This is a genomic window from Anabaena sp. TISTR 8404 (assembly GCF_056847745.1).
In genome coordinates this window covers 4,633,892-4,655,694 of sequence record NZ_CP180578.1, presented here as the reverse complement: position 1 = coordinate 4,655,694, position 21,803 = coordinate 4,633,892, and the positions used below count along the sequence as shown (strand labels likewise).

The window sequence follows — 21,803 nt, the reverse complement described above, 5'->3', positions numbered from 1 at the left end:
GCGGTTTCAAGGACAAAAACTCTTTTAGAGTTTTGAACATAATTAGGTAAATATACGGTGAACAAATTAATATAGCGAGAAAGCGTGAACCTACTATCCCCTGTTAATTATTTTTCCCAAACCAGCAGCATCTGTTACTATTGCTATAAAATTTTTACTCACAAACTCTGTCTTTGCTGAGAATTACCAACAGTCCTAGAAGAATGAGAATATTTAACGAACTCAGAATGATAATTAAGAAATAAAAAAAGAATAAAATATTTTATTTAGAACTCAGAATTTTTCAGTTAGCAACAGAAAAATATAATTTCCGCTTTTTAAATTAAGTAGACTTCAGGAATTTCCTTGGCGAATAGGAATAGCGATCGCAAATTTAGCGCCTTGTCCCGGTGAAGCGTTGACTTCCAAAGAGCCTCCGTGTTTTTCCACTATAATTTCCCGTGCGATCGCCAACCCTAAACCAGTACCTTTACCTAGAGGTTTAGTAGTAAAAAATTGCTCAAACATTCTCTGTTGCACATCCACAGACATACCAATACCATTATCAGCAATTTCAATCAAAACGGACTGTTGATCAGTTGAGACTGTTGTGCTAATCCAAATCGTGGGGGATTGTTCATTAGTTGTAGATTCCATCTGTTCTACAGCTTCATCAATAGCATCGATCGCATTGGCTAAAAGATTCATCAAAACTTGATTGATTTTTCCTGCATAGCACTCTACTAAAGGTAAGTCACCATATTCCTTAACAATATTAATAGTCGGGCGTGTCGATGTAGCTTTAATCCGACTGCTTAAAATTACCAAAGTGCTATCAATACCTTCATGTAAGTCAACTAACTGACATTCAGTGTCATCTAATCGAGAAAATAGGCGGAGCGATCGGACAATTTGTTCAACTCGTTCAGACCCTTTCTTTAAGGAAGATAAAAGTTGAGGTAAATCTTGCTTCAGAAAATCTACTTCAATTTTGCTTGAAAAATCTTTAATTTCTGGAATCGCAATTTTTGTATGATTTTCATATAATTCTAATAATTTCAATAAATCTTCAATATATTTTTCAGCGTGAATTAAATTACCAGAGATAAAGTTAACTGGATTGTTAATTTCATGAGCAATACCTGCAACTAATTGCCCTAAAGATGACATTTTTTCTTCCTGTGCTAACTTTAATTGAGTCCTCCGCAGTTCTAAATGAACATTAATTCTGGCTAATACTTCTTGATGCTCAATTGGTTTAGTAATATAATCTACTGCTCCTAGTTGCAAACCCTTGACTTTATTAACTGGTTCAGAAAGTGCCGTCATAAATATGATAGGGATGTCTTTCGTCTTTGGGTTTGCCTTTAAAAGGCGACAGGTTTCAAATCCATCCATGCCAGGCATCATAACATCTAATAAAATTAAATTAGGTACTGCCTCTTCTACCTTTTCTAAGGCACTTTTCCCATTTTTGGCAACAGAAACTCTATAACCTGCTTGAGTTAATATTTCCAATAAAATTTTGATATTTATTGGTACATCATCAACAACTAGAATTGAATTATTAGGAATGGCATTCATTTTTTTAAATTAATTAACTTGATTGTTTAATCTAAATATGGTTTAAGGATTTCCACAATAGCTTCATCTTCAAAATCTTCAATTAATTCTAAAATTTTATTAGTAAAATTCGTATATTTATCATCTAGGTTTTGAATCCGCTTTACTTCGTCTTGAATACCCATAACATAACCAGCTTTAGCAGCTTGATATAAACTAACTAGTTCTGCCGCAGGAGGAAATATAATATCATCATGAGCATCTAATAAAATTTGCTGATTTAGATTGATATTTTCATAAATCCAATCTAATTTTAAATATAACTTTAGCTGAGAAAATAATTCCTCAGCTTCTACAGGCTTGGGGAGAAAATCATTACAACCTGCTGCTAAACTTTGTTGGCGGTTTAAATTAAATACACTAGCAGAAGAAGCAACAATTACTGTTTGTGTAAATTCTGTTTGTCTGCGTAAATATTGGGTCATTTCCACTCCGTCCATTATGGGCATTCCTAGGTCAGTAATAATTAAATCTGGGTTGCACTCTTGTGTTTTACTGATACCTTCTTGCCCATTGGATGCTTCAATTACGCGAAATCCAATTGGTTTTAATAAATTTACAATCACAGCGCGATTATCCGATACATCATCTACAACCAAAATGGTTTTTTGTTTTCCCTTGTATCTAATGATGTGATTGCTCATTTTGTCAAGATGGGCAATTTTGTACGATACACAATCTGTAACTTTTAGTAAATCTAGATCAAACCAAAATTTACTACCTTGACCATAGTTACTTTCTACTTGAATTTTGCCACCCATCATTTCTACAATTTGGCAGCTTATAGCCAAACCTAAGCCTGTTCCTTCTGCTTTCCGAGAACTATCTCCTACTTGTTCAAAAGGCAGAAAAATTTTCTGTAATTGGTCTAGGGATATGCCAACTCCTGTATCTTCTATTTGAAATTTGATTTTGTTAGTGTTAAGTGAATCATGATGAATTACTTCTACACTAAAATTAACTTCACCATCATCTGTAAACTTAATGGCATTACCCAAAAGATTCAGCAATACTTGGCGTAATCGTTTTTCATCAGCACAAATAAAAGTTGGGATACAGTTACTTATTTGATAATTAAAATTAATATTTTTTTGTTCAGCTTTAATCCGAAATATTTCATATATCCCTAGTAAAAAATCTTGTAAGTTAAATTTTGTAGGATATAGTTCTAGCTTTTTAGATTCAATTTTAGCAAGATCTAAAATATCATTAATTAACATTAATAAATGCGAACCACAGTTATAAATAACTTTGATAGCTTTTTGTTGTTCATGACTTACTTTGATATCGCGTTGGAGAATTTGTGTATAGCCAAGAATACCATTGAGAGGTGTGCGAAGTTCATGACTCATATTGGCTAGAAATTCGCTTTTTGCTTGGTTAGCTGCATCAGCTAATTCTTTCGCAGTTTTTAATTCTTTAGTTCTTAAGTCAACACGTTGTTCTAGTTCTTGGTTTGTTTTTTCTAAAGCTGCAAAAAAATCACCTAATTGTCTAGCCATTTGATTAAATGATTGAGCTAGAATACTCAGTTCTCTAACACCAGAAATTTCAACTGTTTGGTCAAGTTTTCCAGAAGCGATCACGCTACTAGCTTGAGTCAAATGTAAAATAGGTTGAGCAATCCAACGGGAAGTGTAAATTCCTAGTACTATTGCCACAAAGAGTGCGCCAAAACAAAGCAGAATAGTTGTCTGAGTGTTAGCATTGATTTCGGCCATAAAGTCAGTTTCAGGCACAATCACAATCACCAGCCAGTCTAATCCTAATTTGTCCTGCCAAGGTGTAACTTTCACAAATTGGCGTTCACCTTGGATCTGTAATGTAAACTGTTGAGTATCTTGAATTGTTTGAAAGTTACCAAACTTTACTTGTAAATAATCAGCTATCCCCTTAATTAAAGGACTTTTACTATTGAATACTGATAGTCTATGAGCCTTACCATAAATGACATCATATGGTGGCTCATTCGTCGAGGAAGCTACTATTAATCCAGACCTTTCTAAAAGAAATACTTTGCCTTGTTTACCAAATTTTAAATTCTTTAAAAAATCACTAATTTGAGTTAGTAATAAATCTACACTAATTACACCACTAAGATGGTTAGAATCATCATATAGGGGATAACTAGAAGATATTGAAAATATGTCTGGTTTATCTTCCCATTGATAAATTTGACTCCAAACTGGTCTACCTACTTTGACGGCATCTGCGTACCAAGCTTCTACACGGGGATCGTAGTCTTTTATTGCTGTTAACTGATTACGTTTTCCTTGATTGTCTGTAGTATAAACATAGAGTTTACCGAGAGCAATTTTCTCAGAAACTTCATTAATTAAAAGCTGGCCATCATCTAAACGTTCAACACCAATAAATTCACCTTTAGGATTAGCAAAGCTAATATAGCCAATATTAAACACTCGCATTTGTTCCCAGAAATAGAGACTTGCAAGCTGATAGTCTTGTAAATCCAACATTCCTAGCTTAATTGCGGCTAAATTAATTTGATTAACCTGATGAGGAGTGGCTAGGTATGTATCAAGATGCTGTTCTACAAGTTTATTCACCTTACTAGTTAACTGGTCTGCGAGGTCATTTACTGCCTTTTGCCCGTTTCTAAATGATAAATATCCTACTAGACTGACTGCTGCAAAAATTTGCAAAATAAAGGGAATAATGAGAATCAGCCGCAAAGGCAACTTTGACGAATGCAAAATACCAAAATGCTTCATAGTTTTCTGAATGGTGAGAACTTTGAACTACATACCTTAAATTAGTTTGCCCATTCTCCCAGTCTTAATATCATCAAACACTGCTATCTACTGGTAGGTAAATACTACAGCAAGAAGCTATGAATTCATTTGTGGATTTTGTAAACAAGCAGAATCTAAACTTGCATACTACATTTATTACAAAGACAGTTAATTAGTAAAATTTCTCTGTAACTAGCTTATGAACTATTAGTGTATTCAGTAATAAAATTTCTCAGTAAAAAAGAGATGGTTGCTATGTAACCATCTCTTTTTGCTCAAACCTCCAATTAACCAATAGCCTTCTCAGCGCCTACCATTTCAACCTGTTGTGTATGTGGCAATAAATGCTTCATTCCCTGTTTAACAAAGCCTTGCAGAAAAGTTATCTGCTGATTTTGCTGAAAAACTTGTTGCAAGGTTTGGCGTAACTTATCGAGATTTAAAGAACTTGCAGAATCTAGCACTATGTCTTGCTGTGCAAAGTATTCAACTAAACTTAAACCTGCTACTCTGGTGAGATAAGCTGCACTAACTCCTTGCACTAAACCACCAGCAACAAAGGTGATAGCGTTACTTTTAAGGACAGTGCTAACGGCTTTTGTAGAAAGCTCTACTAAACCTAGTTTCAGCATCAAACTTCCTATTGTGCCAGCTACAGTTTGTGCTTGTTCTAGAGAAAATTTCTGCTGATAAATATTACCTAAATCTAGTACCATTTGAGCATTAATTGCCGCAGATGCTAATATATCTAGGGCTGGTACTGGGTTAGCAAAGGCTGTAGCCGCAGCTATCCATTGATATTGTTCAATAACTGGAGTAGCGTGATCGCATCTTGTTTGATTCAAGCAGTTTTTAGCTTCAGCTTTCAGCGCCAAAGCTTTCCTCATGGTGGTTGTCCATACTAACTTTTGACCTTGCTGTGCCAAAACTGCATTTAATTGCTGCGTTAGTTGTTCAATGTTTGGCGCTGGCTGTTCCATCCATTCTTGTACAGAACCATCAGTCTCATGTTTCCGCACTTTAATAGGAATGGGGGATACCGCAGTAGCTACGACATTGCTTTGCATTCTTTGTTGTAATGACAGCAAAACACTAGCACGTTCATCTGCTAAATACTGGTCTTGTTTGTTAAAAACCAGAATTATCGATTGATTTACTGTCTTTAATTGTTGTAAGATTTGATACTCTGTCTCCGTCAAGTCACCGTTAGTGAGAAATAGAACAACATCAGATCTTGAAACTTCTGCCAAAACTGCTGCATCTGACTTGTCATTTGTTTCTATAAACAGAGGTGCTGTCTCTTGAAAGTTGAATTTTGGTTGTTTTTCTTGCCAATCACTCGACTTCAGCACTTGAATTAAAGTGCTTTTACCCGTAGTTTTACCACCAGTCACAGCAATGTTAATTTCTTGTCTGTCCAACTCCAAGAACAAGTGAGTTAATTTTTCTCGCAGTGTATTTAAGGAAGTGTGGTTTTCTGATTCTTGTGCTAGTTGGTCAATGACTGTTTCAGCTTTAGCGATCGCACTTTCTGCTGTTGCCCGATCTACAGGTGTAAAATCTACTTGTTCCAGACTGGCTTTTGGGCGATTTTTCTGCCACAACAACAAGCCACCACCAACCGCCAGGGTACTCAACAAACCAAATTCACCTAGCTGTACTATGGAATGATGCCAACTTTGTAGTATCCAAAGGGAAAAGGAAAGACCTAATCCTCCCACTAAAATTGGTCGTTCTAACTTCACAACCATTATTCTCCGCACTTTTTGGAAGGTTTTACTTCAGAATAGATCAAAACCTTGCTTTGCGAATCAGACAGACGAAGATACACAATTTTCTTCACCTAAAGATGCTTGTAAGATTAAACTCCAAGCATCACGGTACTGTGCAGAACGAGGTTTACGCTGTCGTTTTTCAGCTTCCACAAGGTGGATTTCGCTACCATATCCTATGAACACATCTACCGGAAAGACATAAAACAAATCTAGTTGCTCTACATACACTAAAGCAAAATCAAAATCAGTTTGCTTGTATGCTTCTCGAACCATGAGCCGTCGATTTGTTTTAGTACGCCGATTATCTACAACATAATTACCAGAAGACTCGGCTAACCAAGCATATTTAACTTGGATTTTAGTTAAGTTTCCCCCTATGTCAAATACTAAATCGTAAGATAAGCGATCGCCAACTGTTCTTAACACTCCCCAACCACGCTTGAGAGCATGAAGAACCGCAGCTTGCTCTGCTATATCACCCTTGAGCTTTATATCCATTTACAAATACCTCAGCAAAACAAAACCCTGTAGGTTTAAAAAACTACAGGGTTTTGTTTCATTTTTGATTTGGTGGCGGGAAGTGGATTTGAACCACTGACCTTCGGGTTATGCTTACCAACTACAGTTTTCACTGCCTGGCTTAACCAGTTTGTGGTCTGGACTGTCCCTTCACCCTCGACTTATTACGTTAGGGTGCCTGCCTTCCAGTCTCTACACCTTCTCCATCTCTGGAGCTTGGTTCGGGATTACCGCGCTAGTGGCTTCCCCGAGTTTGACAGGTAAACGCACATGAGTTTCTTCATGTACCGCCCACTGCAAGACTAACTTTTAAGCGTTTAGTTATTCTTGCCAGTTGAGCCCGACGAGCTACCAGGCTGCTCTATCCCGCGTCGCTCTTGACTTTTCTAGTGTAACGCAAAGTCAAGAGTTTGGCAACTATAAAAGCGATAATTCTCCCACAACTTCTAAACGCTTGTATTTGCCGAAGGTCATAAACTTTTCTGCAAGGGTTTCTGCGGCACTAGGGCTAATCCAACCCATTTGTTGCAATAAGTGAATAGCTACAGCATATTTTGCTCGTTTTGCTCCATCCATTACTTTGATTGCCAACCCCATACCTTCACCTAGTCTGCCAATACACTGTACGCCTTCTGCTCCAGCTTTACTGACTACTTCCCCAGGAGCTAAACGCATCAATTCTGTATCAAATTCTCCATCTCCTGCGACTAAGGCAGGATGATGAGTCATCGCACGGACGATGCGTTCCATATCCAGATTGCTACTAGAGGCCAGTAGGGCATACAAAGATGCTATCTGTCCAAGCTGCATGAGATAGGTTGGTACGCCGCAGTCATCGTGAGCGCTGATAAATTCCTCAGCGGGCATTCGCAGTAACTCTGCAACTTTGCCTAGAATTAACTGCTGGATGGGGTGCTTGCGTTCTAAATAGTTATTTAAAGGCCAGTGGCGTTGCTGACAAACAGCTAACATTCCGGCATGTTTACCAGAGCAATTGTATTCCAGCGGACTGCGTTTACCTTCAGGTATCGGGCATTGAAGAGCCGTGGGATCAACATCGGCACGCCACAGGATGTTAAATACCTGTCTAACTTGCTCTATTGTTCCTTTATGAGAACTTGCAATAATTGCTAAATCGCGATCGCTCAGATCGTAGCGTTCTAGTGTGCCGGTAGTGGTAACAGCTAGTGCCTGAAACGGTTTAAGTGCTGAACGGACAAATGTGGCTGTTTCAGCGTTGCCAGCAACGGACAAAACTCGTCCTCGGTCATCGCATACAACAGCTTGGACTGTATGCCGCGATTCAATGATGCCTTCCCTGAGTAATCGGACTTCTAATACTGTGGCTTGAGTTCGTTTTCCCATTGTCATGGGTTAATATTTATCTCTTTTTAGTTATTGGTCAATTGTTAATTGTCAATTGTCTGAAAACAGCACTTTTGACTATTGACTTTTGACTATGGACTTTCTAAAACAAATGCCAAACTATAGTACCAATTAGGTACATTCCCGCCAAGCCAGCAAAGGTAAATTTTAACCGTTGGAGAATTGGCTTAATTTCGTAGGTCACAATCAAGCGATCGCGAGTTAACACTTCTTGGGGTTTTATCCAGGTTTGACCATCATACCAACCTGACTCTTCATAAAATACGGTCGTACTGTAGAGGCGATCGCGTACATAAAGCCAGCCTAAATACATACGTACTAATACTAGAATTACACCCAAACTTGCCCCTGCGGCTCCACATAGGACAAAATGGGCAGTGTATTTTTGTGGTGGAAAGCTGGCGGCGGCTACTGGCCCTGATACTAGCCAGGAAAAACCCCAAATCCAAGCGATGTTTGTGATGTATTCGCGCCAATTTAAGGTGCAATCACGAAACAGCCAGGCAGTTTTTAATTCTTCGTACTCATTAAGTGGTTGTTGGTCTGTGGGAACTGGGCAATTAGAAACCGAAGACCTCATCATGTTGGCTTACCCCCACCCTCATCTGCTTCTGGAACGGCAATACGTTCTGCATGAACCCAGAACGCTTCTAAATTATAAAACTCCCGCTCCTTGGGCATCATGATGTGAACGATCACATCGCCGTAATCTTGTAACACCCAACTCCCTTCAGCTTTGCCTTCTATGCGCAAGGGACGACGTTGCCATTCAGTTTCTACTTTATCTTCTATTGCTTCGGCGATCGCCCTGACTTGCACCCTAGAGTAGCCTGTCATCATCACAAAATAATCTGCTAGATAAGATACATCGGCTACCTTCAGTACCAAAATATCTCCTGCTTTGCGGTCTGATGCTGCTTCAGCAACAGTCATAGCTAATTGTCCACTCAAATCTTTCACGCCTGTATCTAGGCTTTTGAGTGGACTATTCTTCTCCGAAACAGATTGTAATGGGAGATTTCCTTGGATATATTCAGACATTAAACCTCAGGTGCTTGATCCCTTTTATTTTATAATTACTCACAAACAACAATTGAACAACAACTGTTTTTTTGAATACTAACAAAAAATGTCTGTTAATGCAGTTGGTTCAAAATTGGCTGTTCGGGTTGCAACTAAAAATCAGACCAAATAGCTATTGGCTAATGTGCAGAGGTAAATCAAGTAGTATACTTTAATTTTCAATAATAATTTTAGCGAATAAATTCTTAACTAAATGCCATAATTTTAAATCTTCTACCTAAAGTATGACCAGGGGCTGATTTGGCTATAGTTCTCTAAATGTCAGCGCTTGTCCAATTGATTGTGTCAACACGACATATGTAGTTACTGGGTGCTGAAAATTTAGATCAAATTAATAATGCACCCATGATATCTGCCAATCATAATTCCAGAGTATTTAAGCTACTCAGTCTGCCAGCACGAACTTTTCTGATTTACTGTAATCGAATTTTTTCCTGGTTTAGTGTAATTTTAGATACTCTTTAACATTACACTTCTTGTTTTGAAACTACTTTAGTCTCTATTACTTGAGTATTAGCTGTGACTGATTCAAACAAAGTCTCGTAGTGATTTAATGCTTGTTCAAAAGCATATTGCTCTACGGCATATTGACGACTGTTGTAACCCAAAGTTTTTACCTTTTCAGGGTGTTTATAAAGTTCTAAAATAGCTGCTGCCAAAGCTTGGGCATCTTCTGGAGGAACTATAACTCCGCCACCACTTTGTCTCACGGCTCTTGCTGCGGTGCCATTTTCGGGTACAGAGGCGACTAAAGCTCGACCACTAGCCAGCAAAACTTGGATTTTTGACGGCATATTGAAGGATATAACATTCTTCTTCTGCACGACTAAACCAACATCAGCAGCTGCTAACATTTGCGGCAAATTTTCGCGGGGTTGGAACGGCAGTAACAACACATTGTCTGCATCACAGTCTAAACAATACTGCTGCAATCGTTGTAAACCTTTAGCTTCACCAACAATCACAAAAGCAATTTCTGGAATATGACGTAATGTAGCGGCAGCTTGAATGACAGTTTCTAAGCCTTGAGTAAGAGCAATGTTTCCCGAATATTGCACAACAAACTTACCGTTGAGATTATGTGCATCACGGAAAGGATTATTTTCTTTAGGTAAAGGGCGAATGAAATTCACATCAACCCAGTTAGGAATTTGCTCGATTTTGTCGGCTTCTACACCCTTAGACAGCAAATTTTCGACAAACCCATCAGCAATCACACTAATTTTGGAGGCTGAATGGTAAGCAAATTTTTCTAATGCTGCAAATACTTTGATCAGAAATTTATTTTTGAGTAATCCGACATGAACAGCTGCTTCTGGTAAAATGTCTTGCAGATTAAGTACTACAGGACAAGCACGTAACCATCCCAACAAAGCCGCAGGTACGCACACAGGTAGTGATGGTGATGTTGATAGAATTACATCTGGTCGCCAGCCAACCAAAGCAGGTAAAAAACTGGTAACAACGAAACTAGCATCTAGCATTATCCGATCCAACAGATTCGGTTGTGGGCGAATCCAAACATAACTGCGTTGGATTTGAACACCATTTTTATTCTCATTAAGGTAAAACTTTCCCCGATAATCTTCGTAAATTTGGCGTTCAGGATAATTTGGCATAGCGGTAACAACCCGCACTTCATGCCCTCGCTTGGCCAGTCCTTCTGCTAATTCCGTCATCAACGGGGCAATACCAATTGGTTCTGGATAGTAGTTGTAGGAGTAAATTAATATCCGCATAAGAAATCAGTCAGAGTCCCTGGCTTGTTGAATAACGAAACTGTTGTTCTGCAATTTGTTGCGCCTAATATTTAATTGTCTCTTTAGTCTCTTTTGATGTCAGTAGTTTTTGTTGAAGATTGAGTAAAATTTGTTTATTCTTACTTAAGTAAGACTTGATAAAATTTTTACTATTTAAAACAACTAGTAAGCGTATCATTAAAAGCTGAAGCTAAGTGTAAACCCGACTGTTTTGCTATCAGCAGATAATGAAAATTTCAAGAAGACTTCGGTAGTCAGAATCAGGGAATTAATTAGGAATTTATAATTGTTAATCTCATTGCTAAAGAATTTGAGACAAAAATTGCCGAGTTCTGTCTTCTTGAGGTTTGGTAAAAAAGATATCAGGTGTTGCTGATTCTACGAGAAACCCACTATCCATTAAAACTACGCGGTCAGCAACTTCACGAGCAAATCCAACTTCGTGTGTAACTACAACCATCGTCATGCCATCACGCGCTAGACTGCGCATGACATCTAAAACTTCGCGTACCATTTCCGGATCTAAAGCTGAGGTGGGTTCGTCGAATAGCATAATTTTAGGTTGCATAGCTAATGCACGGGCGATCGCTACTCGCTGTTGTTGTCCACCAGACAATTGCCCAGGATATTTCTGTGCTTGTTCTAATATTCCTACTCTTTCTAACAGTTGCATTGCTAATTCTTCAGCCTTGGCTTTTGACCAGCGACGCACCCAAATTGGAGCTAAGGTGATGTTTTGCAGTACGGTGAGATGAGGAAACAAATTAAACTGTTGAAAAACCATGCCAACTTCTCGCCGAATTGCTTCAATATTACGCAAGTCATTGCTGAGGGTAATGCCATCAATAATAATTTTTCCTTGTTGATATTCTTCTAAAGCATTAAATGTACGGATAAATGTTGATTTGCCTGAACCGGAAGGCCCCATTAAAACTACTACTTCTCCACGGTTAACTGTTAAACTCACACCCTGGAGAACGTGGAATTTTCCATACCATTTATGAACATTCTCAGCAATAATTATCGGATTTTGTTCTTTAACCACTGACTATAACCTCTGTATACAAGCAGAATAATTTTATTGAAACTAGATAAAAATTATTGACTATTGACAAATGACCAATGACTATTAACTAATTACTTAACTGCTTTTCTAAATTTCGCGACGCTAAAGACATTGAATAACAAAATATCCAATAAATTAATCCAATAAATAAATATACTTCTGCGTAGCGACCGAGAAACTGCGGTTGTGCCAAGATAGAACGGGCAATGCCAGTTAACTCTACTAAACCTAGCAAAGATAATAGAGAAGTGTCTTTGAATAACCCAATAAATTGTCCAACGATTGCTGGAATAACAGCACGTAAAGCTTGGGGAAGAACAATTAATAAAATCACTAAAGGAGTTTTTAATCCTAATGCTTTGGCAGCTTCAATTTGCCCACGAGGTATGGATTGAAGTCCACCACGGATATTTTCTGCCATGTAAGCAGCACTAAATAGAACTAATCCAGCAATTCCTCTAATTACCCGATCTAAACGCCAGTCTGTCGGCAGAAATAAAGGTAGCATTACCTGGGCAAGAAACAAAACGCCAATTAGTGGTACTCCTCTGACAATTTCGATATAGAAGATACAAAACCAGCGTAATATAGGCAAATTACTAGTACGTCCTAAAGCTAATAAAACCCCTATAGGAAAAGAAAGCACAATACTGACTACTGCCATCAGCAAGGTGAGAAGTAAACCATTCCATAAATTTGTGGGTACAGGTTGCAAGCCAAATCCGCCGCCTATTAGCCAAAGAATTACAGGGAACGATAATAACCATATTAGAGCCAGCCAAGGAGATATTAATTTAGTAAAATATTTACCAATCCAAAAGCCTGCCAATAGTAAAATAGCTATTAGTAATAACCAAAGGCGTGAGTTTAAATCCAGCGGAATAAAAATTAATAATAGACTATAAATAAAAGCAGAAATCGTAAATACTAGCTTATTAACCTGTTGTTTTTTAAAGAAAATACCGCAACTTATAGATGTTAGAATAGAAGTGATCGCCAAAACAATCCAAACTCGCCAATATAAATTTTGCGGAAATCTACCAACTAAGAATAAACGTAAGTTAACTTGAATAACTGCCCATTGTGCTTGAGTGGTTGCCCAAGTTATTACTCCCTGTAATGTCCAAAATAAAAATACTAAACAGACAACAGTGAGCAAGCTGTTGTACCAAGTGTTAAACAAGTTTTTTCGTAACCACGACAATTGTAGATGTTGGATTTGGGTTTTTGGATTATTTATCATATTATTTGCTTCTTTTAAAAAGCTATCTCTCTCGAATTTGCACAGTACGATTGAGAAAATTCATGATGATAGATATAGTCAAGCTTAAGGTAAGGTAGGTAAACATAAGTAGTAACATTACTTCTACGGCTCTCCCGGTTTGGTTAAAGGTGGTAGAAGCGACGAAATAGACATCAGGATAACCAATAGCGATCGCTAAACTAGAATTTTTCGTCAAATTAAGATATTGACTCGTCAGCGGAGGAATAATTACTCGTAAGGCTTGGGGAAAAATCACCAGCCGCATGACTAACCCTGGTTTTAATCCAAGCGATCGCGCTGCTTCCCATTGTCCTTTATGTACTGATTGAATCCCGCCTCGGACAATTTCTGCAATAAACGCGCCTGTGTAAAAAACTAATCCCAGTAGTAAAGCTGAAAATTCTGGGGAAAAATGAAACCAAGGCAGATCAATGCCATTTTGACTAAAACTTATAAATCCCCAAAGGGAGATTGTATTGTCTACTTTGGGAAAGCTCAAAAAAACAGCAAAGTACCAAAATAGCAATTGCAGGAGTAAAGGAGTATTGCGGAAAAGTTCTACATAAATTAAGCTGAGATTCCGCACTAACCAGTTATCAGATAACCGAGCAATTCCGGCAGTTATACCGACAATTGTAGTAAAAAAAATTCCAGCGATTGCCACACGCAAAGAGTTAATCAACCCTACCCACAAAGCACGAGTATATGTATCAGTAGCTTTGTAAGCAATTGGCGTTTCACCAATATCAAAAGATGCTTGCTGTTTGAGAAAATCAAATCCGAACTGAATGCCTAATTGTTGTAAGTTACGGTTTAGGTTACTCCAAAGTATTGTTACTAAAATCGCTGCTAAAAATACAGCCATGAATTGAGCTGCGATTTGCAAAAATCGATGATTACTGGTCATTTGTCATTGGTCAATAGTCAATGGTCAAAAAACAAAATGTAAAAGGATGAAATTTCCTACTTCAAACTTCATAATTCATACTTCATCGGAATGGCGGGGAATAAAGCAGTCCACCTTTTGACCAGAGTTGATTTTGACCACGGGCGAGATTGAATTTTGTGTTAGGGCCGAGGTTGCGATCGTACACTTCAGCATAATTACCAACGTGCTTGATGACTCTGGCGGCGAAGTCGTTGGTTAAACCGAGTCCTTCTCCTAAGTTGCCTTCTTTACCTAAAAAGCGTTTGATATCAGGATCATTACTGTTGGCAAGTTGATCTACATTTTGAGAATTAATACCCAACTCTTCAGCTTTGACTAGCGAATAAACTACCCACTTAACAACGTTGTTCCAATTTGTGTTTCCTTTAGCAACTGCGGGTGCAAGTGGTTCTGAGGAAATGACTTCATCCAGAATCACGTTCTCCTCTGGTTTGGGTAGAGTTGTTCGACGGGAAACTAATGCAGAACGGTCAGCGGTAATGCCGTCACAACGTCCTTCAGCGTAGGTGGCAAAAGTAATATTTACGTCTTCAAAAACAACAGGTCTGTAGCTGATGCCTCGTTTCCGCATTTGGTCGGCTAAATTTTGTTCTGTAGTTGTACCAGTTTGCACACAAATTGCTTTGCCTTTTAAGTCAGCCAAAGACTTAATATTGCTATTTCTGCGAACCATAATCGCTTGGCCATCATAAAAGACTACAGGCGCGAATTCTAAACCAACGGATGTATCTCGACTGAGTGTCCAAGTGGTGTTGCGGCTGAGAACATCTACTTCTCCAGTTTGGACGGCGGTAAATCGTTCTTTGGCGTTGAGATTACGAAATTCGATTGCATTGGGATCGTTAAACATTGCAGCTGCTACAGCACGGCAAACATCTACATCTATACCGCTGTATTTGCCGTCAGTACCTACAAAGCTAAATCCTGGAATTTCGCCACTAACACCACAAATTAGTTGACCACGACTTTTGACTGTATCCGTGCGATCGCTAGTTCGGTTACTAGCTGTATTTGCTGTTTGGCCTGATTCTGCACTACAAGCCGCGATGGTCAAGATTAAAGGTGCGATCGCTAGGATTAAAGCTGATTTCCGCATAAACTTCATGAATATTCAATGCTAAAAAACGTGTTGACGACTACAATAATTTTGTAAAAAACCAGTCGATGTTTGTAATATAAAGCTTTTTGTAGATTTTTTAGCACCAGTATTTCAGATCAGTCTGATTTGATTTGTAAAATTGATAAACTTCATATCTCCGTCTTCTTTAAGAAGTCGGGGATCTATTTAATAACTGATAATTCGGGTTTAGTATTGTTACTTAAATAAGCAGATATTGAAGTTTTTAAGTATTACTTGAAATATTGATTCTTGAGATACAAAGTTTGCTGGATATTTTGTCCTTATGCCTACTTCCGAGAAAATATTTTTCCTATTTCATAGAATTTATTAAGCAGATACTCATGGCATACTTCTCAACAAGTAGAAGTAGCTACACCAACCTAAACATAGACCCCTAGCAGGTTACACTAGTTTTGGTGACAGCCGCTCCACCATTTCTTATGAGGCTTTTATGGGAGCAAATCTCGAACAGATTGCCAATTACTTAGACAAACTAGGTTGGGACTACCGCTTTGATGATGAAGAAGACCGAATTATCACGGGGGTGGAAGCTGATAACCTAGAAGATTTTCTCATAGTTGTTCAACTGGATGAGGAGGGAAAATTTTTCCGCATTTTTGCGCCTCAAGTTTTGGCAGGAGTACAAGACCATCCTCACAAAGCGGCTATTCTCCAGACGATGTTAGCCATTTCCTGGGAAACCAAAATGCTGCAATGGGAATATGACCCATCCGATGGTGAAATCCGTGCCATTATTGAATTTCCTCTGGAAGACTCAATTTTGACAGAAAAGCAATTTCAACGCTGTTTGAGTGGGTTAATTCAGATTGTCGATGGCATAGCTATCCCTCGATTGAAAGAAGTGATGGCTACAGGGGAAGATCCAGGGAATATAGAGATTGGGGAAAGAATGTTACTCAGTATTCAGGAAGAAGCACCTGGTTTACTAGAACTTTTAGAAAAGGCAATGGAAGCTAGAAAAAAGCGGGGAACTTTTCCAAGTGAATGAGGCGGATCACCACTTAAATAGCTATACTCCAAAGTGATACCCTCACTATATACTGAAATTTTCTAGGGCTGGATTTTATGACATCCTATGCAACCTCCTCTGCCAAAGCAGAAATGAGTGAACTCCGGCGATTAAAAGGCTTATTACCACCAGAATTGCAAAGCTGGGTCACAGTTGAAGGCACAACTGAGGTCAATCCACCCCTGATCCGTAGCGAAGAAATTGGTAAAGACCAGGTAGAAATCCAAATTGACTTGGTGAAATGGGATGCTTTGGCTATGGATCAGCGTAATCTGCTATTCTGGCATGAAGTTGCCCGCATTCAAAATGACACGATTCCCAAAGACGGTTGGGAAATGGCAGCATTAGCTATTGGTTTAGGCGGTGCTGTAGGTGAGTTGTGGGTACAAGATGGATTGTTGCTAGTGTTAGCTTTGGCGCTGTGTGGCGTTTCTGGCTGGCGACTTTATCAAAAAAATAATGGCGAAAAGCAAATGAGAGAATTGCTAGATGCTGATGAAAAAGCGATCGCATTAGCAACTCGCTTTGGTTACAGTCTCCCCAATGCCTACAAGAGTCTTGGTAGTGCTTTAAAAAGTTTAATTGATACTACTCCCAGCAAACGCCAACGGTCTCGTTATGAAGCACGACTTTCTGCCCTCAAACGTAGTGCCAACAAGGCAAAATCTAAGTCTAGGTCTACAGAAGACAGTGGACTGTAGTCACCGAGAATTATCTTGGGTGGGCAATACCCACCCGCAACAGAATTTATTTACTTTTGAATAGATTTAGACTGCCGCTTTAAAAAGAAACTACTAGAAGCCAGCAAGACTAGTCCAGCAGTTGTAGTTGGTTCTGGGACTCTTTTTGGTGGTACAAATCCTGCTAATTCTTCTTGGCTGGCGTTTAAAGCATAAATGCGTGTGGGAATTAAAGACTGTCCTGTTGGACAACCGCTATCAATGGGGACTTGAGAGAAGTTAGTCCCATCTGTACAAACATCAAACTGCACATCATCTTCATTTTGAGTCACACTAAAGTCGTTGTCTGTACCCACTATTAAGGCGTAGGAACCATCGGCAAGTTGTGGCCCGATTGCCAAGCCTTCAAATTTTTCGGGAATGGGTTGTCCAGCATTTCTCAAAAATTCGGCAATATCAGCAAACAAGGTTTTAGTTACAGGTGTGACTCCATCCGGTAAAGTATTTGTAGCTGTCAAGCTAATATCAGTCACATCGGTTGCAGCAGTTAAGTCAATTTTGTAGATGCGTTTGCTGGCAACTGGTGCCTCACCTGTGGGATCATCTACACCAATACCCCGATTATCACGTTCCAAGACTAAAAATTCGTTATTGTTTAAGGCTGTGATGGCACTAATCCCAATATTTCGCCCTTGGGAATTAGCTCCAAAAGTATTATCAGGAACACGAGCATTAATATCTGCCAAAGTTTCTAGCTGATAGATGTATTGAGCAGTACTATTACCAGTGTTTGTATCATATTCGACTATCCGGACATTATTGCTCCGCCGCCCGTCTGGGGAACCTTCGTTAACTAAGGGATCTTGCAGCACGGCAAATAGTCTGCTGCCATCTGGACTGAGGGTTAAGCCTTCAAAGCCACGATTGTCTTGACGACCAGTGGCAATGTCTGGACGACCATCTACGTAGTTAATTGTGCCATCGCTTTGTCTGGGAATGAGATTGCTGGGAGTGGCAAATGCCCGAATGAAAGAACCAGTCGGACTGAATTCATAGACAGAAGGGCCATATTCATCGGAAATATAGAAATTACCATTAGGGGCGATCGCAAATCCTTCTGGGTCAAAGCTAAGACCGAGAACACTGGCATCACCGTTGAGAATTCTAGGGTTCAATCCGTTAAAGTTTTGACCATTTTGAGTGAAGAGAATACTGTCTAATAATCGTAAATTACTGATTGCGCCTGTATTTTGGTCAACATCTAAAGAAAATTTTTGGACTCGTGTATTGTAGCTGATGACACCACCACCAGGGCCACGATCAGCCAAACTGTAGTACACGTTGTTGTAGCGATCATAGTAGAGGTCAGAGAAAAACCCTAGGCGATTAGTGTTAGCACTATTAGTAGTGGATGAAGATAAATCTGTACTATCAGCAGGAACCGTGATGCCATTGACCAGAGAAATAGCACTAGCAGTGGTTGCCGATCCTGTAATACTGACTACGACAGTTACCAGTGAAAGACTGAATCCAGAAATCCAATGCTTGACAGAGATCATGTAAACTTCCCAAAAAGACACAGTTTTCTCAGCTTTGGACTTCTAGATTAAAGAAAGGTTAACCCATAATTAAGGTAGCTAATATCACATATTTGCTTAATACAATGCGGTTTTTACTTGAAAACATCTTCATTAAACTTTCATAGTTGATTGAGCATTTTATGTGTTTGCGGCACAACACGGACATGAGGCACAAACTTTTTCATCAAAGCTTGCCAGATCAAGACTTGATCGGGATTTGGGGCGAGTATGGGTGTTGAGCTAAGTTGCTCAGAAACAACAAGTGGTGTAACTGGTTGCAAAAATACAGGGATATTTGGATTGATATCTGCTATCAATAAGGCAGCTTGCTTTAATTCATCGGGATTTGTACTTTGCGAAATAATTATCTTGACAAAAACATCCAAAGATGGGCTGTTATGGCATAATTGGAGAAATTTTGCATGGTCTTGCCAATAAGTCTCGCCGCTGACACTGGGCAGTTTCCAATCCATACCAACAGAGTCTAGGTAAGGCAGAATCATTGTCAGTTGTTCTGGGCGATGTCCGCCAGTCTCTAAGTATATGGGTAGACCTGTCAGCGATCGCACTTGGGGCAGAAATTCATGCAAAAAAGGGGCATGTAGAAGTGGTTCGCCGCCAGTTAAGCTAATGCTATCGTGTAGAAACGGTAGATTTTGGCGCTCAATCCATTCGAGTAATATTGTTAAGGGGACGGGATTTGAATAAATTTCAAAGTCTCGTAATCCAGGTGATCGTTCTACCTTACAGGTAGTGGGTGCATTCCATGTGTGGGAGCTATCGCAAAAATGACAGCGCAAGTCACACAAAGCAAAGCGAATAAAAATTTGACGTGTCCCGACATTCAATCCTTCCCCTTGAATAGCAGAAAAGACCTCAATCAGGCGTGCGGTAGGTTCAACTGTAATGTTAGCAGTCATGGGATAGTGACAAAGCGATCGCGCTGCGGCAATATAAAAGCAAGTACGTTTTTTAGTTCTTGTTCTATTGTGAATCGTCGTTGGCAATCTCGGCTCTTATCCCAAACAACTAGCCATCAGTGCCTAATGCCATCAAGTAAATGTGAGGTTAGGTAATTTTCTAGGACACAATAATGTTTGGCAGATTAAATGTACATGGCAACGAAAGTGCAGAGCTTCATGACTAGCCAACCCATAGAGGTAAATTTCTCAGTTACTTCCCTAAATGAAACGGCGATAGTGCAGGTACCCGCGCGGTTAAGCGTGCTAGAAGCAGTCAGCTTCAAGCAAACCTGCCAAGACTTAACCCAAGCAAACCCACATCCCAAGAAAATCATTATTGATTTTCACCAAACTATTTTTATGGATAGTAGTGGTTTAGGCGCTCTGGTCAGTAATTACAAAACTGCCCAGGAAAAAGGAATTACTATGATTCTGCGGGATGTTACTCCTCAAGTAATGGCGGTGTTGACCCTGACAGGATTAGATCAAGTTTTTCCGATGGAGTCAAGTAGCGATTCAGCATTTATAGAAGCTGAAAATGACATAGAAGCCCCTAAAAATAATTCTCGTAAATTAGAGCAGCTACCCACTACTCACCCCTCTGTAGCCTCGTGGATGAAACGTTTTATAGATATTGTTGGTTCACTAGTCGGTTTGGTAATTACAGGATTTTTGTTTATTCCCATTGTGATTGCTATTAAAATTGACGATCCCGGCCCAATTTTCTTCAATCAGACCCGCTGCGGCTGGATGGGGAAGCGATTTAAAATTTGGAAATTTCGCTCTATGTGTGTAGATGCGGAAGCCAAAAAAGCTTTAGTCAAAAACCAAGTACAGGGTGCATTTTTCAAGAATGAAAACGACCCCAGAATTACCAAAGTAGGGCGATTTTTACGACGCACTAGTTTAGATGAGTTGCCACAATTTTGGAACGTTTTAAAAGGTGATATGAGTTTAGTAGGAACTAGACCACCTACACCTGATGAAGTTGAACGTTATGAAGTACCAGAGTGGCAACGCTTAGATGTTAAGCCAGGAATGACTGGAGAATGGCAAGTTAACGGGCGGTCTACAGTTCGCAGTTTTGAAGATGTCATTCGTCTGGATTTGCAATATCAAAAAAATTGGAGTTTACTGTACGATTTAAAATTAATTTTTAAAACTGTTGCTATTCTCTTTAACAGAAAAAGTGGCGCTTTTTAGCAGAAAGATTAATTTTAAATTTGTCAGTAGATTGTAACTAATATAATTAATTGCCCAAACTTTATAAGAGTTTGGGCAATTTACTATAGTTTAGTTTTTAACCTTTGCTTTTTGAGCGATCGCAGCGATATGGATAAAGCCATTCACACCTAAAAATCCCGTGAGTATGTTTTTCTAAAAATGTGCCGGCATGATACTTACTTGATATATTAATTCCGGCTTTTGTTTTAATTTCGTATAGTTTAGGAAAAGCTGCGGCTAAAATGGCGATCACCGCGAATAAATAAAAAATTGTGGTACCAAATTTGGCAAATCTGTGAGAATTGCTGTTGACGTTTCGAGACATAGATATTAAGAACTAACAGCCTATTCTAGGTTAGCTTAACTTTGAAAACGTCGCCGAAAACGCTGATCTGTTTTGTCTGATTTTGTTTGGTTGCACGCTAAGCAAAGAGTATGCAAATTGCTGATATCGTTTTGACCACCCAGTGCCAAGGGGATGATATGGTCGATAGTCAAATGAGTTTCTGTAGCGGTTTTACCACAGCTTTGACATTGGTGTTGATCGCGTTGAAATACATATTGTCTAACTTCCGGAGGGATGCGAATACGCGGAGTTTTGTTCATGAATGTCCTTCGTGAATTATGCGACGTAGGTCATCAATTAGGAATTTGGGTTTAATCATTTCTGGTTCATCAAGATAATATTCTCCGGTTACTTTGATTTTAATTTTTTCTTGTAATGACATTGTTAGTGGCTCAAAGCTTTGAGGCTAGTAGGTAAGTTTATACTCAGCACTTTCAACTCAGCACTCAGCACTTTACTATATATTGTGGCAATGTGGATATTAAGAACAGCACAATAATTCACACAATAGGAAGTACTGATGAATCGCTCAAAAATAGTCGCAATTATTACAGGTGCAATTTCTATCATACTAGCTCTTGCTTATCTCATTATTGTTCAAATCCTAGATTACAGAGATATGCAACCTGCTCCGATTGGCCAAATTGACTCAACTCCAGTGGTTATTACTAATACCATTAAATTTACAACGCAATTATTCTAAG

At 39.0% G+C, this 21,803-nt stretch carries 21 protein-coding genes; 4 read left to right on the top strand and 17 right to left on the bottom strand.

Annotated features, from left to right (window positions below; translation table 11 throughout):
- Positions 1–333: 333 nt before the first annotated feature.
- From ACMX3D_RS20220 to ACMX3D_RS20165, 12 genes are all read right to left on the bottom strand, one after another.
- A complete protein-coding gene (locus ACMX3D_RS20220; protein ID WP_482747631.1) occupies positions 334–1,563 on the bottom strand; it encodes a hybrid sensor histidine kinase/response regulator in 1,230 nt (409 codons plus the stop codon).
- Positions 1,564–1,589: 26 nt separating this feature from the next.
- Positions 1,590–4,334, bottom strand: coding sequence for an ATP-binding protein (locus ACMX3D_RS20215; RefSeq protein ID WP_482747630.1), 2,745 nt, complete (start codon positions 4,332–4,334; stop codon positions 1,590–1,592).
- A gap of 308 nt (positions 4,335–4,642) precedes the next feature.
- Positions 4,643–6,106, bottom strand: a complete 1,464-nt coding sequence (locus tag ACMX3D_RS20210) for a YcjF family protein (RefSeq protein ID WP_482747629.1) — start codon at positions 6,104–6,106, stop codon at positions 4,643–4,645.
- 60 nt (positions 6,107–6,166) lie between these two features.
- Positions 6,167–6,628 (bottom strand): group I intron-associated PD-(D/E)XK endonuclease, encoded by a 462-nt coding sequence (locus ACMX3D_RS20205; RefSeq protein WP_482747628.1) that lies wholly within the window; start codon positions 6,626–6,628, stop codon positions 6,167–6,169.
- A 438-nt stretch (positions 6,629–7,066) separates the two neighbouring features.
- A complete protein-coding gene (locus ACMX3D_RS20200; protein WP_482747627.1) occupies positions 7,067–8,020 on the bottom strand; it encodes an asparaginase in 954 nt (317 codons plus the stop codon).
- 97 nt (positions 8,021–8,117) lie between these two features.
- Entirely contained in the window at positions 8,118–8,618 is a 501-nt protein-coding gene (locus ACMX3D_RS20195) for a CGLD27 family protein (protein WP_482747626.1), read from the bottom strand.
- Complete coding sequence (rsfS, locus tag ACMX3D_RS20190) at positions 8,615–9,076, bottom strand: ribosome silencing factor (RefSeq protein WP_482747625.1); 462 nt, start codon at positions 9,074–9,076, stop codon at positions 8,615–8,617. The genes ACMX3D_RS20195 and rsfS overlap by 4 nt, the downstream gene beginning before the upstream one ends.
- Before the next feature lie 509 nt (positions 9,077–9,585).
- Entirely contained in the window at positions 9,586–10,857 is a 1,272-nt protein-coding gene (locus ACMX3D_RS20185; protein ID WP_482747624.1) for a glycosyltransferase family 4 protein, read from the bottom strand.
- A 322-nt stretch (positions 10,858–11,179) separates the two neighbouring features.
- Positions 11,180–11,923 carry an amino acid ABC transporter ATP-binding protein gene (locus ACMX3D_RS20180; RefSeq protein ID WP_482747623.1) on the bottom strand — a complete coding sequence of 248 codons (744 nt, stop codon included), beginning with the start codon at positions 11,921–11,923 and terminating at the stop codon, positions 11,180–11,182.
- A gap of 88 nt (positions 11,924–12,011) precedes the next feature.
- Positions 12,012–13,187, bottom strand: coding sequence for an amino acid ABC transporter permease (locus tag ACMX3D_RS20175; protein WP_482747622.1), 1,176 nt, complete (start codon positions 13,185–13,187; stop codon positions 12,012–12,014).
- Positions 13,188–13,209: 22 nt separating this feature from the next.
- The gene (locus tag ACMX3D_RS20170; RefSeq protein ID WP_482747621.1) at positions 13,210–14,115 is read right to left on the bottom strand and encodes an amino acid ABC transporter permease; all 906 of its coding nucleotides are present in this window, start codon (positions 14,113–14,115) and stop codon (positions 13,210–13,212) included.
- A gap of 82 nt (positions 14,116–14,197) precedes the next feature.
- A complete protein-coding gene (locus ACMX3D_RS20165; protein WP_482752387.1) occupies positions 14,198–15,253 on the bottom strand; it encodes an amino acid ABC transporter substrate-binding protein in 1,056 nt (351 codons plus the stop codon).
- Between the two features lie 475 nt (positions 15,254–15,728).
- Here ACMX3D_RS20165 and ACMX3D_RS20160 point away from each other — a divergent pair, with 475 nt between their 5' ends.
- Positions 15,729–16,286 carry a hypothetical protein gene (locus ACMX3D_RS20160; RefSeq protein WP_482747620.1) on the top strand — a complete coding sequence of 186 codons (558 nt, stop codon included), beginning with the start codon at positions 15,729–15,731 and terminating at the stop codon, positions 16,284–16,286.
- 77 nt (positions 16,287–16,363) lie between these two features.
- Entirely contained in the window at positions 16,364–17,008 is a 645-nt protein-coding gene (locus ACMX3D_RS20155; RefSeq protein ID WP_482747619.1) for a DUF3318 domain-containing protein, read from the top strand.
- Positions 17,009–17,058: 50 nt separating this feature from the next.
- Here ACMX3D_RS20155 and ACMX3D_RS20150 read toward each other — a convergent pair whose 3' ends face one another.
- Positions 17,059–18,546: an esterase-like activity of phytase family protein gene (locus ACMX3D_RS20150; RefSeq protein ID WP_482752386.1), complete on the bottom strand. Its 1,488-nt coding sequence runs from the start codon at positions 18,544–18,546 to the stop codon at positions 17,059–17,061.
- A 140-nt stretch (positions 18,547–18,686) separates the two neighbouring features.
- Positions 18,687–19,487: a 7-carboxy-7-deazaguanine synthase QueE gene (locus ACMX3D_RS20145; protein WP_482752385.1), complete on the bottom strand. Its 801-nt coding sequence runs from the start codon at positions 19,485–19,487 to the stop codon at positions 18,687–18,689.
- Positions 19,488–19,682: 195 nt separating this feature from the next.
- On the opposite strand from ACMX3D_RS20145, the gene ACMX3D_RS20140 reads away from it, so the two are divergent.
- Positions 19,683–20,732: an anti-sigma factor antagonist gene (locus ACMX3D_RS20140; RefSeq protein ID WP_482747618.1), complete on the top strand. Its 1,050-nt coding sequence runs from the start codon at positions 19,683–19,685 to the stop codon at positions 20,730–20,732.
- 97 nt (positions 20,733–20,829) lie between these two features.
- Here ACMX3D_RS20140 and ACMX3D_RS20135 read toward each other — a convergent pair whose 3' ends face one another.
- Genes ACMX3D_RS20135 through ACMX3D_RS20125 form a run of 3 tightly spaced genes read right to left on the bottom strand, consistent with a single transcriptional unit; the run spans position 20,830 to position 21,481 of the window.
- Complete coding sequence (locus tag ACMX3D_RS20135; RefSeq protein ID WP_482747617.1) at positions 20,830–21,078, bottom strand: hypothetical protein; 249 nt, start codon at positions 21,076–21,078, stop codon at positions 20,830–20,832.
- Between the two features lie 35 nt (positions 21,079–21,113).
- A complete protein-coding gene (locus ACMX3D_RS20130; protein ID WP_482747616.1) occupies positions 21,114–21,359 on the bottom strand; it encodes an HNH endonuclease in 246 nt (81 codons plus the stop codon).
- Complete coding sequence (locus tag ACMX3D_RS20125; RefSeq protein ID WP_482747615.1) at positions 21,356–21,481, bottom strand: hypothetical protein; 126 nt, start codon at positions 21,479–21,481, stop codon at positions 21,356–21,358. The genes ACMX3D_RS20130 and ACMX3D_RS20125 overlap by 4 nt, the downstream gene beginning before the upstream one ends.
- A gap of 138 nt (positions 21,482–21,619) precedes the next feature.
- On the opposite strand from ACMX3D_RS20125, the gene ACMX3D_RS20120 reads away from it, so the two are divergent.
- On the top strand, positions 21,620–21,802 hold the full coding sequence (locus tag ACMX3D_RS20120; protein WP_482747614.1) for a hypothetical protein: 183 nt from the start codon (positions 21,620–21,622) through the stop codon (positions 21,800–21,802).
- Position 21,803 lies beyond the last annotated feature (1 nt).

Bases quoted from the DNA above. Each gene is read 5' to 3' on its own strand.
- ACMX3D_RS20165 (WP_482752387.1), bottom strand. From the start codon at position 15,253: ATGCGGAAATCAGCTTTAATCCTAGCGATCGCACCTTTAATCTTGACC.
- ACMX3D_RS20200 (WP_482747627.1), bottom strand. From the start codon at position 8,020: ATGACAATGGGAAAACGAACTCAAGCCACAGTATTAGAAGTCCGATTA.
- ACMX3D_RS20145 (WP_482752385.1), bottom strand. From the start codon at position 19,487: ATGACTGCTAACATTACAGTTGAACCTACCGCACGCCTGATTGAGGTC.
- ACMX3D_RS20135 (WP_482747617.1), bottom strand. From the start codon at position 21,078: ATGTCTCGAAACGTCAACAGCAATTCTCACAGATTTGCCAAATTTGGT.
- ACMX3D_RS20185 (WP_482747624.1), bottom strand. From the start codon at position 10,857: ATGCGGATATTAATTTACTCCTACAACTACTATCCAGAACCAATTGGT.
- ACMX3D_RS20220 (WP_482747631.1), bottom strand. From the start codon at position 1,563: ATGAATGCCATTCCTAATAATTCAATTCTAGTTGTTGATGATGTACCA.
- ACMX3D_RS20155 (WP_482747619.1), top strand. From the start codon at position 16,364: ATGACATCCTATGCAACCTCCTCTGCCAAAGCAGAAATGAGTGAACTC.
- rsfS (WP_482747625.1), bottom strand. From the start codon at position 9,076: ATGTCTGAATATATCCAAGGAAATCTCCCATTACAATCTGTTTCGGAG.
- ACMX3D_RS20160 (WP_482747620.1), top strand. From the start codon at position 15,729: ATGGGAGCAAATCTCGAACAGATTGCCAATTACTTAGACAAACTAGGT.
- ACMX3D_RS20195 (WP_482747626.1), bottom strand. From the start codon at position 8,618: ATGATGAGGTCTTCGGTTTCTAATTGCCCAGTTCCCACAGACCAACAA.
- ACMX3D_RS20140 (WP_482747618.1), top strand. From the start codon at position 19,683: ATGGCAACGAAAGTGCAGAGCTTCATGACTAGCCAACCCATAGAGGTA.
- ACMX3D_RS20210 (WP_482747629.1), bottom strand. From the start codon at position 6,106: ATGGTTGTGAAGTTAGAACGACCAATTTTAGTGGGAGGATTAGGTCTT.
- ACMX3D_RS20205 (WP_482747628.1), bottom strand. From the start codon at position 6,628: ATGGATATAAAGCTCAAGGGTGATATAGCAGAGCAAGCTGCGGTTCTT.
- ACMX3D_RS20150 (WP_482752386.1), bottom strand. From the start codon at position 18,546: ATGATCTCTGTCAAGCATTGGATTTCTGGATTCAGTCTTTCACTGGTA.
- ACMX3D_RS20175 (WP_482747622.1), bottom strand. From the start codon at position 13,187: ATGATAAATAATCCAAAAACCCAAATCCAACATCTACAATTGTCGTGG.
- ACMX3D_RS20125 (WP_482747615.1), bottom strand. From the start codon at position 21,481: ATGTCATTACAAGAAAAAATTAAAATCAAAGTAACCGGAGAATATTAT.
- ACMX3D_RS20170 (WP_482747621.1), bottom strand. From the start codon at position 14,115: ATGACCAGTAATCATCGATTTTTGCAAATCGCAGCTCAATTCATGGCT.
- ACMX3D_RS20215 (WP_482747630.1), bottom strand. From the start codon at position 4,334: ATGAAGCATTTTGGTATTTTGCATTCGTCAAAGTTGCCTTTGCGGCTG.
- ACMX3D_RS20120 (WP_482747614.1), top strand. From the start codon at position 21,620: ATGAATCGCTCAAAAATAGTCGCAATTATTACAGGTGCAATTTCTATC.
- ACMX3D_RS20130 (WP_482747616.1), bottom strand. From the start codon at position 21,359: ATGAACAAAACTCCGCGTATTCGCATCCCTCCGGAAGTTAGACAATAT.